The organism is Atopomonas hussainii, assembly GCF_900109735.1.
Taxonomy (GTDB): Bacteria; Pseudomonadota; Gammaproteobacteria; order Pseudomonadales; family Pseudomonadaceae; genus Atopomonas; species Atopomonas hussainii.
This window is the reverse complement of sequence record NZ_FOAS01000007.1, coordinates 84,048-100,595: the sequence shown is the minus strand read 5'-3', so window position 1 is coordinate 100,595 and position 16,548 is coordinate 84,048. Positions and strand designations below refer to the sequence as shown.

The 16,548-nt window shown below is 57.8% G+C and carries 11 protein-coding genes; 5 read left to right on the top strand and 6 right to left on the bottom strand.

Annotated elements, in window-relative coordinates:
• Positions 1-265 precede the first annotated feature (265 nt).
• Positions 266-2,410: a phosphate acetyltransferase gene (pta, locus tag BMX80_RS08290; RefSeq protein WP_074867188.1), complete on the bottom strand. Its 2,145-nt coding sequence runs from the start codon at positions 2,408-2,410 to the stop codon at positions 266-268.
• Positions 2,403-3,608, bottom strand: coding sequence for an acetate kinase (locus BMX80_RS08285; protein ID WP_074867186.1), 1,206 nt, complete (start codon positions 3,606-3,608; stop codon positions 2,403-2,405). The genes pta and BMX80_RS08285 overlap by 8 nt, the downstream gene beginning before the upstream one ends.
• Positions 3,609-3,866: 258 nt before the next feature.
• Here BMX80_RS08285 and BMX80_RS08280 point away from each other — a divergent pair, with 258 nt between their 5' ends.
• Positions 3,867-4,349, top strand: coding sequence for an FKBP-type peptidyl-prolyl cis-trans isomerase (locus BMX80_RS08280; RefSeq protein WP_071873090.1), 483 nt, complete (start codon positions 3,867-3,869; stop codon positions 4,347-4,349).
• Between the two features lie 11 nt (positions 4,350-4,360).
• Positions 4,361-4,843 (top strand): glutathione peroxidase, encoded by a 483-nt coding sequence (locus BMX80_RS08275; RefSeq protein WP_074867185.1) that lies wholly within the window; start codon positions 4,361-4,363, stop codon positions 4,841-4,843.
• A 211-nt stretch (positions 4,844-5,054) separates the two neighbouring features.
• Here BMX80_RS08275 and BMX80_RS08270 read toward each other — a convergent pair whose 3' ends face one another.
• The gene (locus tag BMX80_RS08270) at positions 5,055-6,236 is read right to left on the bottom strand and encodes a thiolase family protein (RefSeq protein WP_074867183.1); all 1,182 of its coding nucleotides are present in this window, start codon (positions 6,234-6,236) and stop codon (positions 5,055-5,057) included.
• 299 nt (positions 6,237-6,535) lie between these two features.
• On the opposite strand from BMX80_RS08270, the gene BMX80_RS08265 reads away from it, so the two are divergent.
• From BMX80_RS08265 to BMX80_RS08255, 3 genes are all read left to right on the top strand, one after another.
• Complete coding sequence (locus BMX80_RS08265; protein WP_074867181.1) at positions 6,536-8,218, top strand: fatty acid--CoA ligase; 1,683 nt, start codon at positions 6,536-6,538, stop codon at positions 8,216-8,218.
• A gap of 262 nt (positions 8,219-8,480) precedes the next feature.
• Positions 8,481-10,439, top strand: a complete 1,959-nt coding sequence (locus BMX80_RS08260; RefSeq protein WP_074867179.1) for a DUF1302 domain-containing protein — start codon at positions 8,481-8,483, stop codon at positions 10,437-10,439.
• A gap of 79 nt (positions 10,440-10,518) precedes the next feature.
• Positions 10,519-11,886: a DUF1329 domain-containing protein gene (locus BMX80_RS08255; protein WP_074867177.1), complete on the top strand. Its 1,368-nt coding sequence runs from the start codon at positions 10,519-10,521 to the stop codon at positions 11,884-11,886.
• 121 nt (positions 11,887-12,007) lie between these two features.
• Here BMX80_RS08255 and holA read toward each other — a convergent pair whose 3' ends face one another.
• The 3 genes from holA to leuS form a co-directional block, all read right to left on the bottom strand.
• Entirely contained in the window at positions 12,008-13,057 is a 1,050-nt protein-coding gene (gene holA / locus BMX80_RS08250) for a DNA polymerase III subunit delta (protein WP_074867175.1), read from the bottom strand.
• A gap of 55 nt (positions 13,058-13,112) precedes the next feature.
• Positions 13,113-13,691: an LPS-assembly lipoprotein LptE gene (locus BMX80_RS08245; RefSeq protein ID WP_074867173.1), complete on the bottom strand. Its 579-nt coding sequence runs from the start codon at positions 13,689-13,691 to the stop codon at positions 13,113-13,115.
• 70 nt (positions 13,692-13,761) lie between these two features.
• Positions 13,762-16,374: a leucine--tRNA ligase gene (gene leuS, locus BMX80_RS08240; protein ID WP_074867171.1), complete on the bottom strand. Its 2,613-nt coding sequence runs from the start codon at positions 16,372-16,374 to the stop codon at positions 13,762-13,764.
• Between the last annotated feature and the right edge of the window lie 174 nt (positions 16,375-16,548).

Genomic DNA, 16,548 nt, shown 5'->3' with positions numbered 1-16,548 from the left:
GCAGCGCCGAGCTTAACAGTGCTGCGCCGGCAAGTCAGACTGTGCGAAAACTACTGCACTTGGCGATGCGGCGTTAAAAACAGGCTCAAATGCTCACAAACCCGCAGGAGCGGGTTTGAACAGCTTTAGCTGGCCCGCAGGCGGAGCACAGGATGTGCGGAGTATTTACCACACGTAAACTGCGCTTTTTCGCCTGTTTTTGCCTTGCCTAGCCTGCGCTCGCGACGTTTTCACACGGCCTGAAGTGGCCGACCTTATTACGGGCTCAGACTTTTTGGCTGGCGGCCTGAATGGCGGTCAGGGCGATGGTGTAGACGATGTCATCTACCAACGCGCCGCGCGACAAGTCATTCACCGGCTTGCGCAAGCCTTGCAGCATGGGCCCCACACTGATGCAGTCGGCACTGCGCTGCACCGCTTTGTAGGTTGTGTTGCCGGTATTCAGATCGGGAAAGACAAACACGGTGGCACGCCCAGCCACCGGGCTGTTGGGCGCCTTCTGCCGACCGACACTGGCAATGGCCGCGGCATCATACTGCAAGGGGCCGTCGATCAGTAGTTCGGGCTGGGCCTCGCGGGCTAGCTGGGTGGCTTCGCGCACTTTTTCGACTTCCGCACCGCTGCCGCTGGCGCCGGTGGAGTAGCTGATCATTGCCACGCGCGGGTTAACCCCAAAGGCGGCTGCGGAGGTGGCGCTTTGTACGGCGATTTCCGCCAGCTCTTTCGCGTTGGGTTCGGGGTTTACTGCGCAGTCGCCGTAGACCAGCACTTGCTCGGGCAGCAGCATAAAGAAGACCGACGACACTAAGTTAAAGCCCGGTGCGGTTTTGATCAGCTGCAGCGCCGGGCGAATGGTGTTGGCGGTGGTGTGGATGGCGCCGGAAACCAGTCCGTCCACTTCATCCAAGGCCAGCATCATAGTGCCGAGTACCACAGTGTCTTCCAGCTGCTGCTCGGCCATCGGCGCGTTGAGGCCTTTGTGCTTACGCAGCTCGACCATGGGCGGCACGTAGCGGGTGCGCACGCTGTCGGGGTCAACGATTTCCAGTCCCGGCGGAATCTCCAGCCCTTGGGCGCGGGCCACCACGGCGACTTCTTCGGGCTTGGCCAGCAGTACGCAGCGGGCAATGCCACGGGTTTGGCAAATGATCGCCGCCTGCACGGTACGTGGTTCGCTGCCTTCGGGCAGCACAATGCGCTTGTTGGCGGCTTGCGCGCGCTTGACCAGCTGATAGCGGAACGCCGCCGGCGACAGGCGCAGCTCGCGGTCGGTGCCGCAGCGCTGGCGCAACCATTCGTGATCAATATGGCTGGCGACGAACTCAGTGACTTTCTCGGCACGCTCGCGGTCGTCCACCGGGATCTCTTTGTTCATGCGGTTGAGTGTGGTGGCGGTGTCGTAACTGTTGCTCGGTACCGACAAAATTGGCAGGCCGGTTTTCAGCGCCGGCATGCACAAATCGACAATATTTTGGTTGGGCGCAAAGTCGGTGGTGAGCAATACACCGGCCAGCGGCACGCCGTTTTGCGCCGCTAGGGCGCTGGCCAGCAGCACGTCATCACGGTCGCCGGGGGTGACCACTAAGGTGCCCGGTTGCAGGATGGGCACAATATTGGCCACGGTGCGCGCACACAGCGAAATATGCTTCACGCGGCGCTGCTCACGTTCGCCGGCATTCAGCCATTTGGCGCCGATCAGCTTGCCAACATCCAGCGTGCGCGGCGCGTTGAGGTCGGCTTGCCACGGTACGCAGCCAATCAAGTGGAAGTTGTCGTGGCGCAACAACGACGAGCGCGCCTTGAGTTGCTCGGTAAAGGCGGCGATAGCCGCCTCGTCGGCCTGTGCCGCTACGCTGCTGTCGGCGGCGGTAAGCAGGTCGGCGTCTAGACGTACTTTGTTAAGGATCACGCCGAGCACTTTGGGGTCGCTCGGGCCGCCAAACAGCTGGGCTTGAATCTCGATGCGGTCGGCCATTTCTTCCAGCGATTCGTCATCCTGCGCGGAGACCAAAATCACTTCGCTATCCAGCGTGCTGGCCAAGTGGTAATTAAAGCGCGCGGCATAGGTGGCGTGGCGGGTTGGCACCATGCCTTCCACAATCACCACGTCGGCGCCTTCGGTGGCCTCTTGGTAGAGGCTGACCACTTCTTCGAGAAGCTCATCGAGCTGGCCATCGCCGAGCATGCGCTCGACCTTCGATAGCGACAGCGAGCGCGGCGGGGTGATGCCTTGCATGCGTGCGATCAGCTCGCTAGAACGCTCAGGGCCATCGTCGCCGGGGTGCGGCTGGGCGATGGGCTTAAAGAAACGCACCTTGAGGCCGGCGCGATCCAGTGCGCGCACCATGCCTAAACACACCGAGGTGAGGCCCACACCAAAGCCGGTGGGGGCGATAAAGAAGTTATGCATGGGCTGCTCCGTGCGGCTGAATCAGGTTCAGGGTGTCGAGGGCGATTTGCAGTTCTTCATTGGTTGGCACCACCAGCACGCGCGGGCTGCCGCTGGCTTGAATTTCGCCGGCTACGCCGCGAATGCAGCGCAGGTTGGCGGCGTCATCCAGTTGCAGGCCCAACAGGCGTAAGTGGGCCACGGTTTTGCTGCGGATTAGCGGTGAGTTCTCGCCAATCCCGCCGGTAAAGATCAGGCCGTCGAGCTGCGGCAGCGCGCAGGCCATGCTCGCTAGCGACTTGGCTAAGCGGTAGCAGAACACTTCCATCGCCAATTGTGCGCCGGCATGCCCTTCGCCAGCGGCTTCTTCCAGCGTGCGCATGTCGTTGGAGAGCCCCGACAAACCTTTCAGGCCGCTTTCGTTATTCAGCACGCGGGTGACTTCGGCTAGCGTCCAGCCCATCACGTTGGCCAGATGGCTGTGCAGGTTGGGGTCGACATCGCCGCTGCGGGTGCCCATTACCACGCCTTCCAGCGGGGTAAGGCCCATGCTGGTGTCGCGGCTCTGGCCGTTAACAATCGCGCAGGTTGAGCATCCGTTACCTAAATGCGCGGTGAGCCAGCTGCTTTGTTGGTAATCGGCGTTCATCAAGCGCGCGGCTTCGGCACTCACGTAACGGTGGCTGGTGCCGTGAAAGCCGTAACGGCGCACACCGTGTTGCTCGTAAAGGCTTGTCGGGATGGCGTAGCGGTAAGCGTAATCCGGCAGGCTTTGGTGGAAGGCGGTATCGAACACCGCCACTTGCGGCAAATCGGGGAACACTGCCAGCGCCGCTTCGATGCCCATTAAGTTGGCTGGGTTATGCAGCGGGGCGAGGGGAATGGTGGCGCGAATGGCGTCTATCACGCTGTTATCAATCAGGCACGAGCCGGTAAACGCTTCGCCACCGTGCACCACGCGATGGCCGACGCCCTGTAAGCCCTCTGGTGCGGCGTTTTGCACCAGCGGCAGGAGTTCGGCCAGTGCTTGTTGGTGGCCGGCTTTGCTGATCGCCTTGCTGTGCTTGCCTTGGCTGTCTTTCCAGCTCAGGCCGGCTTCGACACTGCCCAAACGCTCGGCCAAGCCGCTGATGCGCGGGTTGGCTTCTTGGTCGTTGATGAGGGCGAATTTCAGCGACGAACTGCCGCCATTGATAACCAGAATATTGTTACCCGTCATGCCGGGTGGTCCTCCAGGTGCAACTGGGTTGATGCGTGCATTGTCGGCGGTCTGCAGACTTAAGCCGCTGACTTCTATCAAGAAAATACCGTGATTTAGCGCGCTTGGTGCGGCAAATGTGTGGCAAAAAGTGCCACATCGCCGCTTGCTTGCTCGACGCTCTTACCCCAACAGCCTAGACTAAGGCCTGTTTCGGTTGTGCTGAATTGTCAGCAGAGCCAAGCCACTCATTCGCTATTACCGAAAAAGGTTGTTCTCATGCAGATTGCTGCCAACAGCGCCGTTTCTATCCACTACACCCTGACTAACGACGCCGGCGAGGTGCTGGATAGCTCGCAGGGTGGTTCGCCACTGGTCTATCTGCACGGCGCGAGCAACATCATCAGCGGCCTCGAAAACGCGCTGGTCGGCAAGCAAGCCGGCGACAGCCTGAAAGTCTCCATCGAGCCGGCTGATGCCTACGGCGAAAAAGACGCCAGCCTGATCGCTGAGCTGTCGCGCAATATGTTTGAAGGCGTTGATGAGCTGGCAGTCGGCATGCAGTTCCACGCTTCTGGCCCGGATGGCGGTCTGCAGATCGTGACTATCGTGGGTCTGGATGGCGACAAGGTCACCGTCGACGGCAACCACCCGCTGGCCGGCCAGCGTCTGCACTTTGATGTGCAAGTGGCTGAAGTGCGTGAAGCCACCGCCGACGAACTCGCCCACGGCCATATCCATGGCGAAGGCTGCAATCACTGATTGAGGTGTCTATGTCGGCATTGCATGCCATTACTCTGAATGCCATCGACGGCAGCGAGTTGCCGCTGGCGCAGTTCAAAGGCAAGCCGTTGTTGATCGTCAACGTGGCCTCGCAGTGTGGGCTCACGCCGCAATACGCCACCTTGCAGCAGCTGCATGCGCAGTATGCCGACAAGGGTTTGGTGATTCTCGGCGTGCCGTGCAACCAGTTTGCCGGGCAAGAGCCGGGCACTGAGGGCGAGATCGCTAAGTTTTGCGAAACCACCTATCAAGTCGGTTTTCCGCTGACCAGTAAGGTCGAGGTCAATGGCCCCGGTCGTCATGGTCTGTACACCTACTTGGCCGGTGAGGGCGCGCCGTTCCCCGGCGACATTACCTGGAACTTCGAGAAGTTCTTGGTCAATGGTCAGGGTGATGTGGTAGCACGCTTTAGCCCGCGCACCACGCCGGATGATCCAGCCGTGATAGAGGCGATCGAGAAGCTCTTAGGCTAAGGAACCACTGATTTAATGTCTGCACGACCCAATCACTGCGTTGTGCGGTGCTCGCAAGCTCGCCTACCAGACGGTATGTCTCGCTTCCTGCGCTCCGTACGCCTTGTGCTTGAGCCGTTCGCCGATTAAATCAGCGCTTCCTGAACGGATTCGCCAACAAAAACGCCCGCGCTCTTACGAGTCGCGGGCGTTTTTGTTCATGCCGTGCGTATTACAGCAGTTCGATAGCCACCGCAGTCGCCTCACCACCACCGATGCACAGCGAAGCAATGCCGCGCTTGCCGCCTTTCTTTTGCAGGGCGTTGATCAGGGTGAGGATGATGCGCGAGCCGGTCGAGCCGACCGGATGACCCTGCGCGCAAGCGCCGCCGAACACGTTGACCTTAGCGTGATCCAGCCCGTGCTCACGCATGGCCAGCATGGCGACCATGGCGAAGGCCTCGTTGATTTCGTACAGGTCGACGTCGTCTTTGTCCCAGCCGGTTTTCTTCAGCAGGTTGGTGATCGAGCCGATCGGCGCGATGGTGAACTCGCTCGGGTCTTGGCTCTGGGTGGCATGGCCGGCGATTTTCGCCAGCGGCTTAAGACCACGCTTGGCGGCTTCTGCCGCGGTCATCAGCAGCAAAGCGCTGGCGCCGTCAGAGATCGAACTGGCGTTGGCGGCGGTGATGGTGCCGTCTTTCTTAAACGCTGGGCGCAGGGTGGGGATCTTGTCCAAGTTGGCGGTCAGCGGCTGCTCGTCATCGCTAACGACGACGTCGCCTTTGCGGGTGCTCACGGTGACCGGCACGATTTCACTGGCCAAGCTGCCATCTTTAATCGCCGCTTGGGCGCGCTTGAGCGATTCAATCGCGTAGGCGTCCATCTCTTCACGGGTGATGCCGTACTTATCGGCAGTCTCTTGCGCGAACGAGCCCATCAGACGGCCGGTGCGGGCATCTTCCAGACCGTCAAAGAACATGTGGTCTTTGATCTCGCCATGGCCCATGCGCAGGCCAGTGCGGGCTTTCTCGATGATGTATGGCGCGTTGGACATGCTTTCCATGCCGCCGGCGATCATGATCTGGTTGCTGCCGGCTTTCAGCGCGTCGTGGGCCATCATCACCGCTTTCATGCCCGAGCCGCACAGCTTGTTGATGGTGGTGCAGCCAGTGGCTGCAGGCAGTCCGGCATTCAGCGAGGCTTGACGTGCCGGGCCTTGCTTAAGGCCGGCGGGCAGCACACAGCCCATGATCACTTCCTGAACGTCGGCAGCGTCGATGCCAGCGCGCTGCACCGCTTCACGAATCGCAGCCGCGCCCAAATCAACCGCGCTCACTGCGCTTAGGCTGCCTTGAAAACCGCCCATGGGGGTGCGCGCACCGGCAACGATGACAATAGTGTTATCAGACATTTCAGGAGTTCCTCTTGCAAAAACGCATGGCTCACGGCGCCATGGGGAGCTTAATTGCCGGTTGGGCGGCGCTGAGAAGGCCGCCGTGCAGGCAATCATCGGTGCTTAGGCGGTCTGCGCAATAAACGCAGCGCTACGCCTAGGCGAACGACGGAATTGTACGTCTGTGACCGAAATAGGTAAAACGGTCACATTTAGAAATAATGCTTAAGAGTGATGTTTCACCCTAGCCGGTCAGAATACCGTGCAATTAACTCGGTCAATACCGCTGGCGCCCCCTTCATCATCAGGAGAATTCGATGATCCAGACCCGTGTTCTGCCCCCCGCGCAGGAAGCCTATCAATATCCCTTGCTGATCAAGCGCGTGTTCCAAACGGGCCTGCGTTACGAAACACAGCGGGAAATCTGCTACCGCGGCGAGAAACGCTTTACCTACCGCGAGTTTGGCGAGCGCGTGCATCGCCTCGCTAATGTGCTGACAGAAGCAGGGGTCAAGCCCGGCGACACCGTGGCCGTGATGGATTGGGACAGCCACCGCTACTTAGAGTGCATGTTCGCCATCCCGATGATTGGCGCGGTGCTGCACACCCTGAACGTGCGCCTGTCGCCGGATCAGCTGCTGTACACCATCAACCACGCTGAAGATAAGCTGGTGCTGATCAACGACGAGTTTTTGCCGCTGTTCAAGGCCATCGAAGACAAGATGACCACAGTGGAAAGCACCCTGCTGATCAGCGATGCCGGCAACACCACGGCCGATCTGCCCAACCTTAAGGGCGAGTACGAAGCCCTCTTGGCGGCGGCAAGTACCAGCTATGAGTTCCCGGACTTCGATGAAAACTCCGTTGCTACCACCTTCTACACCTCCGGCACCACGGGTAACCCGAAGGGTGTGTATTTCACCCATCGCCAGCTGGTGCTGCACACCTTTGCGCTGGCCACCAGCTGCGGTTCGTTCGATAACAACCGCCTGTTTGGCAGTAACGATGTGTACATGCCAATCACTCCGATGTTCCACGTGCACGCGTGGGGCATTCCGTATGCCGCCACTATGCTCGGCATCAAGCAGATTTATCCCGGTCGCTACGAGCCCAACTTGCTGGTGCGCTTGATCAAAAATGAAAAAGTCACCTTCAGCCACTGCGTGCCGACCATTCTCGGCATGGTGCTCGGCGCCGACGAGGCCAAAGGCCACGACTTTGGCGGCATCAATATCATCATCGGTGGCAGCGCGTTGAATAAGTCGCTGTACAAACAAGCCAAGTCTGCGGGTATCCAACTCACCGCCGCCTACGGCATGAGCGAAACCGGCCCGCTGATCGCCTTCGCCTACCTTAACGATCAAGTGCTGGCCGGCAGCGAAGACGAGAAAATCTCCACGCTGGTCAAAGCCGGCATGCCGGTGCCCTTGGTGGATGCGCGTGTGGTGGATGCCAACGGCAATAGCCTGCCGCACGACGATAAATCCCAAGGCGAACTGGTGCTGCGTGCACCCTGGCTGACCCAGGCCTACTTCAACGAGCCAGAAAAAAGCGCCGAGTTGTGGGAAGGTGGTTGGCTGCACACCGGCGACGTCGCGGCTATCGATAGCATGGGCTACGTGGATATCCGTGACCGCATCAAGGACGTGATCAAAACCGGCGGCGAGTGGCTGTCATCCCTAGAACTAGAAGATTTGATCTCCACCCACGAAGGCGTGCGCGAAGTGGCCGTGATCGGCCTGCCCGACCCGCAGTGGGGCGAGCGCCCCTACGCGGTGATCGTGCCGCAAGCCGGCGCCACGATTACCGCGCAAGTGGTCAAAGAACACTTGGCCCCTAGCGTCGAGGCTGGAGTGATCAATAAGTGGGGGATTCCCACTCAGATCGCCGTTGTTACTGAAATTCCCAAGACCAGTGTGGGCAAGTTGGATAAGAAACGTATCCGCACCGACATGACCAGCTGGAAAGAGCAGAACAGCCCGTTCCTCTCTGCGCTGTAAGCGCGTCAAGGCTGCGTCATCCGGCGCCTGTAGCCCTAAAAGGCGACAGGCGCTTTTTTTATGCGGCGCGCTAAAAACGACTGGCGCGGTAATTGCTCGAATCAAACCGGCCTGTCTATTCAGGGCTCAAGAGGCCGTTTGCGCGTGGTCACTCAGCTTGTCTGGGGGGAGATTTCATCCTTTGGAGTGATTAAGGCGAAACCGGCGCCTCGCTTATAGTCTGGTCACCATAAAAACAAAATCCTTCAACGGAGTAGCGTCGATGACAAAAACAACACCGACCTGGCGTCTAGCTAAGCTACCGCTAGCCGTCAGCCTCGCCACTGCCCTGTCTGCCCCGGCAGCCATGGCCGTTAACTTCAACATCGGGGAAATCGAAGGCCAGTTCGACTCACAGCTGTCTGTGGGGGCGAGTTGGTCGGTTCGCGGTGCCGATAAAGATTTGATCGGCAAGAACAACGGCGGGCGTGGTCTGTCGCAAACCACTGATGATTTGCGCCTGAACTTCAAGAAGGGCGAAACCTTCTCGAAAATCTTTAAAGGTATTCATGACCTTGAGCTGAAATACGGCGATACTGGCGTGTTCCTGCGTGGTAAATATTGGTACGACTTCGAGCTAAAAGACGAACAGCGCCTGTTTAAAGATATCGACGACTCTAACCGTAAGGAAGGCGCCCAAGCCTCCGGCGCAGAGCTGTTGGATGCCTTTGTTTACCATAACTACGATATCGGCGGTCTGCCGGGTAGTGTGCGTTTAGGTAAGCAAGTAGTCAGCTGGGGTGAATCGACCTTTATTTTTAGTGGTATTAACTCGGTCAATCCGGTCGATGTGGCCGCCTTCCGCCGTCCCGGTGCTGAGATTAAAGAAGGCTTGATCCCGGTTAATATGTTTTATGTGTCGCAGAGCTTGACCGATAACTTGTCGGCTGAATTCTTCTATCAGTTGGACTGGGAACAGACCGTAGTCGATAACTGCGGCACTTTCTTTGCTCAGGCAGATATTTTTGCGGATGGTTGTGATCAGAATCTTGCTGTATTAAGCAATAGTTCGGCAGCCTTGAATGCTATCAATGGCGCATTAAATGCCACGGGGGGCGGTGCTTATGTGGCAACGGCTTCTCCTTGGAATGAAGGTGTTGTTGTTCCCCGAGGGAAAGACCGAGATGCTCGTGATGATGGGCAGTGGGGGGTCGCGTTCAGATATTTTGCAGATCCGCTAAATACTGAATTTGGTGCCTATTTTATGAATTATCATAGTAGGAGTCCGATTTTTAGTGGAACGGGTATTTCTCAGCAGGCTTTAAATGCAATTCAGACTGCTGCTTTAACTAATGCTGCTGCGCTTGCTCCGTTGGCTCCTTTGGCTGTTGCAGGTAATGGTAGTTACTTTATTGAGTATCCTGAAGATATTAAGCTATATGGCCTGAGTTTCTCTACTACCCTGCCAACAGGTACTGCTTGGTCTGGAGAAATTAGCTATCGTCCAAATGCTCCGGTTCAACTTAATACCACGGATGTTTTGTACGCAGGGCTTAAGCCGCTAACAACGCTTTCTGTTTTGGGGGGGACCTATACGGCTAGCGGCGTTAATAATGTTTCTTTGTTGGATGGCGTTACAGGGCAAGACTTGCATGGTTATCGTCGTAAGGAAATTACCCAGCTGCAAACCACCTTTGTTCACTTCTTTGATCAGGTGATGGGGGCAAGCCGCTTGAATTTGATCGGTGAAATTGGTTGGACGCATGTTGGTGGTCTAGAGAACTCTTCAGAGGCTCGTTATGGCCGTGACCCTGTGTTTGGACCGGGTGAGCTGCCGGGTAATTACACTACTGGTGGAAATGCATACGCAGCTTGCGTGGGCTTAAACACTAGTACCTTGGGATCAACTACTGCTGAAAATCGCACTAAAAACTGTAACGACGAGGGCTTTACCACCAGCGACTCGTGGGGCTACCGGATGCGGGCTATCTGGGAATACAACGACGTTTACGCCGGTGTAAACCTGAAGCCGAGTATTTCTTGGTCGCATGACGTTGACGGTTTCTCCCCTGGCCCTGGGGGTAACTTTGAAGAAGGCCGTAAGGCTGTCAGTATTGGTTTAGACGCTGACTACCTGAACACCTACACCGCTGGTATTTCGTACACCGATTTCTTTGGTGGCGACTTTAATACCTTGGCTGACCGTGACTTCGTGTCCGTTAACTTCGGCATGAGCTTCTAAGTTAGAGCCTGTGTGCTGGCTGCCGTTTAGGCAGTCAGCAACTTGCCCTCTTGATTGTGCTTACAAGGAAAATAACAAGATGAGCGTACATAAGCAGATTCTTCAGGGCGGCGCGTTCGCGCTGTCGCTGCTGGCCACCAGCGTTATGGCCGCTGTCTCGCCCGCCGAGGCAGAAAAGCTGGGTACTACCTTGACCCCTATTGGTGCTGAAAAAGCCGGCAATGCCGACGGCAGCATCCCAGAATGGACTGGTGGTTTGCCCGCTAATGCTGGCACTGCAGACAGCAAGGGCTTCCTGAGCAATCCCTTTGCCAGCGAGCAGCCGCTGTATAGCATCACCGCCGCCAACGCTGATCAGTACAAAGATAAGCTAACTGCGGGTCAGATGGCGCTGTTCAAGCGTTATCCGGAAAGCTACAAGATGAATGTGTACCCGAGCCACCGCACCGCGGCTTATCCGCAGCACATTCTGGATGCCACCAAAAAGAACGCTGTTAGCACTAAGCTGGTAGCCGGTGGTAATGGCTTGGAAAACTATGTGGAAGGCGTGACCTTCCCGATTCCAGCTAACGGTATGGAAGTCATCTGGAACCACATTACCCGCTATCGTGGCGGTTCTGTGCAGCGTTTCATTACTCAGATGGCGGTGCAGAGCAACGGTAGTTATTCGCCGGTAGTGTTCCACGACGAGTTTACGTTCCGCGCAAACTTGAAAGGCGTCGATACCAGTAAAGCCAGTAACGTGATGTTCTACTTCAAGCAGCGTGTGACCGCGCCGTCGCGTTTGGCTGGTAACGTGCTGCTGGTACACGAAACCATCGACCAAGTGAAAGAGCCGCGCTTGGCATGGGTGTATAACGCTGGTCAGCGTCGTGTGCGTCGTGCTCCGCAGGTAGCCTATGACGGTCCGGGTACCGCAGCTGACGGCCTGCGTACTTCCGATAACTTCGACATGTACAACGGTGCGCCAGATCGTTACGACTGGAAGCTGGTTGGCAAGAAAGAGCTGCTGATTCCTTACAACGCTTACAAGTTGGATGATCCCAAGCTGAAGTACGATGAAATCGTACAAGCCGGTCACCTGAACCCGGAGCACCTGCGTTATGAGTTGCACCGTGTGTGGGAAGTTGAAGCGACACTGAAGTCTGGTCAGCGTCACATTTATGCTAAGCGTCACTTCTTTATCGATGAGGATACTTGGCAAGCTGCTGTGATTGACCACTATGACGGCCGCGGTAACCTGTGGCGTGTGGCTGAAGCCCATGCTCAGTACTACTACGACCAAAACATTCCGTGGTACACCGCTGAAGCACTGCATGACCTGCAGAACGGTCGCTACTTGGTGACTGGTCTGAAGAACGAAGAGTCGAAGAGCTACGACTTCTCGTACCAGGCATCAGAAGCCGACTACACCCCGGCAGCGTTGCGTAACGCGGGCATCCGCTAAGCAATTAGTTGGGTGAAAAAACGGCCTCTAATGAGGCCGTTTTTTATAGTCGATAAGAAAGCAACGATAAGATTATTGCTACTCTGTCAGTGACAGCGGATAAGGTGCAGTGATTCAGTGATTAGAAGAGGCGCGGGCTTGGTAGTTTTAGCTTTTGTCCGCACATCTGTAAGCACACTTGGGTAATTAGCAACCAAGGGTCACCTGCCGCTTGGCCTTTGATTTGTGCATCAATGTGCTGGGCGTCCTGCAAAAGCGCCGTCCAGCGACTGCTGGAGAGGCGATTGAGTGCGCGGCTGACCAAGGGTTTACGTTTGTCCCATATCGGCGGCTTCATTTGGCTGCAAGCGCGATCAAAGGGAGTGCCTTGGCTAGTCAGTTGAGCCAAGTTGGCCAGCGTGCGTAGCTCGCGGCTTAGCGCCCAAAGCAGTACAGGTGGTTCGACGCCTTCGCCACGTAGGCCTTGCAGCATACGCAGTACGTGTTCGGCATCACCCGTGAGCAGTGCATCTATCAAGCCAAAAACATCGTAGCGGGCACTGTCGCCCACGCTAGCTTGCACGGTATCGAGGGTGATGCTGTTGCCTTCGGCCAATAGTTTCAGCTTTTCGACTTCTTGCGCCGCAGCCAGCAAGTTGCCTTCGACGCGGTGGCAGAGCACTTCAATGGCTTCTGGGTTAGCGCTTAAGCCGCTTTGCGCCAAACGCTGGCTGATCCAGCTGGGCAGTTGGCTGGCGTCGATGGGCCAGAGCTGGATAAAGCCGCAGTGCGCGCTGTCTTGTAGGACTTTGGCCCACTTGCTGCGCGCAGTGGTTCCGTCGAGTTTGGGCAAAATTAACAGGAGTAGGGTGTCTTGTGGCGGGCGCTCGATGAGCGTAAGTAGCGCTTTGGCGCCGGCATCACCGGGTTTGCCGGTGTTTAGGCGCAGCTCCATGAGGCGTTTGTCGGCAAATAGCGACAGGCTATTGCCGGCCTCCAGTACCTGAGTCCAGTCAAAGTGCTGGTTATCGACGTGGAATACTTCGCGTTCGGCGAACCCCTGCTGGCGCGCTTGTTGGCGAATGGCGTCGCAGGTTTCTTGGCTTTGCAGCGGGTCATCGCTACTGACCACATACATGGGTAGTAGCTCGCCTTGTAGGTGGCGATTGAGCTGATTGGCGTTGAGCTTCATGGGGCAAAAAAGCGGGCCGCTAGCTAGCCTGGCTAGAGAGAGCGGCCCGTTTTCGTTACTCAGTCGCGGGTTGCGCTTGTTGCTGCGCGGCGCGGGCTTCTTGCTCCGCGCGCTGCTTAGTTTCTTCTTGACGCTGCAGGGCTTCCAGCTGGCCTTGGGTAAGCGGCTGAATGCGCAGCAGCAACTGTTGAATCATGTCGCGGCGCATTTCGCTATCCAGCATGGCTTCTTGCTCGGTGTTGCTGACAGCGTTATAGGTGCTGTAGAAGCGTTCTAAATCGATGCGGTCGGTAATCAGCACAAGGCCGCGGCGATCGAGAATTTGGTAGTTCAGCGAACGTATCAGGCGGTTTTCCGCGCTTTGTGTCGAGTACGCATAGCTGGCAGTACGGATCTCACGGGTCTCTTGCGCAAGATGCAGGGTGAACGGTGCATTAGCGGAAACATTCATGCCGCCGTTTTGTAAGGCTTCGCGCACGTCTTTTTGTAGCGCGCCAAAGCTGTCGCGGGCAGTCACGTTGAGGGCGTCCAGTTGAAAAGCTGCAGCGCCAGTGCCGCGCAGTTGGAAGCCGCAGGCGGCCAGCAGGCTGGATATGACCAGTACCAGCAGGGCGGACAGCGTGTTGTTCTTCATGCTCGACTCTCCTTGAGTCTGATTGTTCTTAGAAACGGTTTCGGCGCGGCCTAGGGCGGCGCCGACGAGTTTAGTTAGCAACGATATTGACCAGTTTGCCGGGCACCACAATGACCTTGCGCACGGTCACACCCTCGAGGAAGCGCGCGGCGCTTTCGCAAGTCAGCGCACTTTGCTCGATGATTTCACGACTTGCGTCGGCGGCGACCTGAATATGCCCACGCAGTTTGCCGTTGACCTGCACCACCAGCTCTAGAGTGTTTTGCACTAAGGCTTGTTCATCCACAGCGGGCCAAAGGGCGTCGATCAACAGGTCGCTGTGGCCGAGTGCTTGCCACAAGGTATGGCCGATGTGCGGGGTGATCGGGCCGAGCAGTAGCACAACGGCTTCTAGCCCTTCTTGCAGCAGGGCGCGGTCTTGTGCGCTATCGGTGGGGGCTTTTTCCAGCACGTTCATCAAGGTCATCACGGCGGCGATGGCGGTGTTGAATTTGTGGTGCTGGCCGATGTCTTGGCTGGCTTGTTTGATGGCCAAGTGAATGCTGCGGCGGATGTCTTTCTGCGCATCGTTTAGAGCGCTAACGTCCAACGCGCTGACTGGGCCGGCGCTCACGTGCGCTTGCGCCAAGCGCCATACGCGACGTAAGAAACGGTTGGCGCCTTCGATGCCGGCGTCTGACCATTCGCAGCTCATGTCGGGCGGCGAAGCGAACATCATGAACAGGCGGCAGGTGTCGGCGCCGTAGGCGTCGATCATGGTTTGCGGGTCGACGCCGTTGTTCTTCGACTTGGACATCTTCTCAGTGCCGCCGATTTCCACCGGCAGGCCGTCGCTTTTCAGCATGGCGGCAATGATTTTGCCTTTGCTGTCGCGCTCGACCTCAACGTCGGCTGGGTTGAACCAGTCTTTGCCGCCGTTATCCAGCGTGCGGTAGTAGGTCTCCGCGACCACCATGCCTTGGGTGAGCAAGTTTTTAAACGGCTCGTCGGAGTTGACCAGGCCTTCGTCACGCATCAGCTTGTGGAAGAAACGCGCGTAGAGCAGGTGCAGAATCGCGTGCTCAATACCGCCGATGTATTGGTCGACGGGCAGCCAGTAGTTGGCGGCGTCTTTGTTGACCATGCCTTGGCTGTCGGTCGGCGAGGCGTAGCGCGCGTAATACCAAGACGATTCGACGAAGGTGTCCATAGTGTCGGTTTCGCGCTTGGCCGGTGCGCCGCACTTCGGGCAGCTGCACTGATAAAACTCGGGCATTTTCGCCAGCGGGCTACCAGCGCCATCGGGAATCACGTCTTCCGGCAGCACCACCGGCAGTTGCTCGGCCGGTACTGGTACGTCGCCACAGCTATCGCAGTGAATGATCGGAATCGGGCAGCCCCAGTAGCGCTGGCGGCTGATGCCCCAATCGCGCAGGCGGAATTGGGTTTTGCGCGCACCGTGGGCGTTGGCTTCGAGGTCGGCGACGATGGCGTCGAAGGCCTCGCTAAAGGTCTTGCCGTCGTACTGGCCGGAGTTCACGGTGCTGAGGCCGTCTTTGTCGCCATACCAGCTCTGCCACTGCGCCGCATCGTAGCTGTGCTCGGCGTGCTGGTAGACCTGCTGAATCGGCAGGCCGTACTTGTTGGCAAACTCAAAGTCGCGCTCATCGTGCGCCGGTACGGCCATCACCGCGCCTTCGCCGTAGCCCCACAGCACGTAGTTGGCGACGAACACCGGCAGCTTGTCGCCGGTCAGCGGGTGAATCACAAACTGGCCAGTGGCGAAGCCTTTTTTCTCCATGGTGGCCATGTCGGCCTCGGCCACGGAGCCGGCTTTGCATTCGGCGATAAAGGCTTGCAGCTCGGCATTGCCTTCGGCGGCGCGCTGCGCCAGCGGGTGCTCGGCGGCTACGGCCACGTAAGTGGCGCCCATCAGGGTGTCGGGGCGGGTCGAGTACACCTTCAACTGGCCGTCGATGCCGATGCTGGCAGCGTCGTAGTCGAACACGATGTCGGCACCGAAGCTCTTGCCGATCCAGTTGCGCTGCATGGTTTTGACCTGCTCAGGCCAGCCATCCAGCTGATCCAAATCCGCCAGCAACTCTTCGGCATAGGCAGTGATGCGGAAGTAGTACATGGGGATTTCGCGTTTTTCGATCAGCGCGCCAGAGCGCCAGCCGCGGCCGTCGATGACTTGCTCGTTGGCCAGCACGGTCTGGTCGACCGGGTCCCAGTTCACCGTGCCGTTCTTGCGGTAAATCACGCCTTTTTCGAACAGGCGGGTGAACAGCCACTGCTCCCAGCGGTAGTAGTCGGGTTTGCAGGTGGTGACTTCACGCGACCAATCAATCGCCAGACCCAGCGACTTCAGCTGGCTCTTCATGTAGTCGATGTTTTCGTAGGTCCACTTGGCCGGGGCGACGCCGTTTTTCATTGCGGCGTTTTCTGCCGGCATGCCGAAGGCGTCCCAGCCCATCGGTTGCAGCACGTTTTTGCCCTGCATGCGCATGTAGCGGCTGATCACGTCGCCGATGGTGTAGTTACGCACGTGGCCCATGTGCAGCTTGCCGCTGGGGTAGGGGAACATCGACAGGCAATAGAATTTTTCTTTGCCGGGTTGTTCGCTGACCTTGAAGGAGTGGGCGCTGTCCCACGCTTGCTGGGCTTGGGCTTCGACGTCGAGATGCTGGTATTGCTCGTGCATGGCGGGCAGGGAAGAACCTGATGATGGAAAAACAGCAAGGATACCTGACTCGCGCGCCGAGACGGTAGCCCGCAGCAGCAGTCTGCGCGGCTAGGCCGCTGGGCAGACCGTTTGTCGCAGCTAACCAAGCGGGTGCTGCAAGGCGGCTACTCTGAATCTAGTGGATGAAGTTGA

Bases quoted from the DNA above. Each gene is read 5' to 3' on its own strand.
- pta (WP_074867188.1), bottom strand. From the start codon at position 2,410: ATGCATAACTTCTTTATCGCCCCCACCGGCTTTGGTGTGGGCCTCACC.
- BMX80_RS08285 (WP_074867186.1), bottom strand. From the start codon at position 3,608: ATGACGGGTAACAATATTCTGGTTATCAATGGCGGCAGTTCGTCGCTG.
- BMX80_RS08280 (WP_071873090.1), top strand. From the start codon at position 3,867: ATGCAGATTGCTGCCAACAGCGCCGTTTCTATCCACTACACCCTGACT.
- BMX80_RS08275 (WP_074867185.1), top strand. From the start codon at position 4,361: ATGTCGGCATTGCATGCCATTACTCTGAATGCCATCGACGGCAGCGAG.
- BMX80_RS08270 (WP_074867183.1), bottom strand. From the start codon at position 6,236: ATGTCTGATAACACTATTGTCATCGTTGCCGGTGCGCGCACCCCCATG.
- BMX80_RS08265 (WP_074867181.1), top strand. From the start codon at position 6,536: ATGATCCAGACCCGTGTTCTGCCCCCCGCGCAGGAAGCCTATCAATAT.
- BMX80_RS08260 (WP_074867179.1), top strand. From the start codon at position 8,481: ATGACAAAAACAACACCGACCTGGCGTCTAGCTAAGCTACCGCTAGCC.
- BMX80_RS08255 (WP_074867177.1), top strand. From the start codon at position 10,519: ATGAGCGTACATAAGCAGATTCTTCAGGGCGGCGCGTTCGCGCTGTCG.
- holA (WP_074867175.1), bottom strand. From the start codon at position 13,057: ATGAAGCTCAACGCCAATCAGCTCAATCGCCACCTACAAGGCGAGCTA.
- BMX80_RS08245 (WP_074867173.1), bottom strand. From the start codon at position 13,691: ATGAAGAACAACACGCTGTCCGCCCTGCTGGTACTGGTCATATCCAGC.
- leuS (WP_074867171.1), bottom strand. From the start codon at position 16,374: ATGCACGAGCAATACCAGCATCTCGACGTCGAAGCCCAAGCCCAGCAA.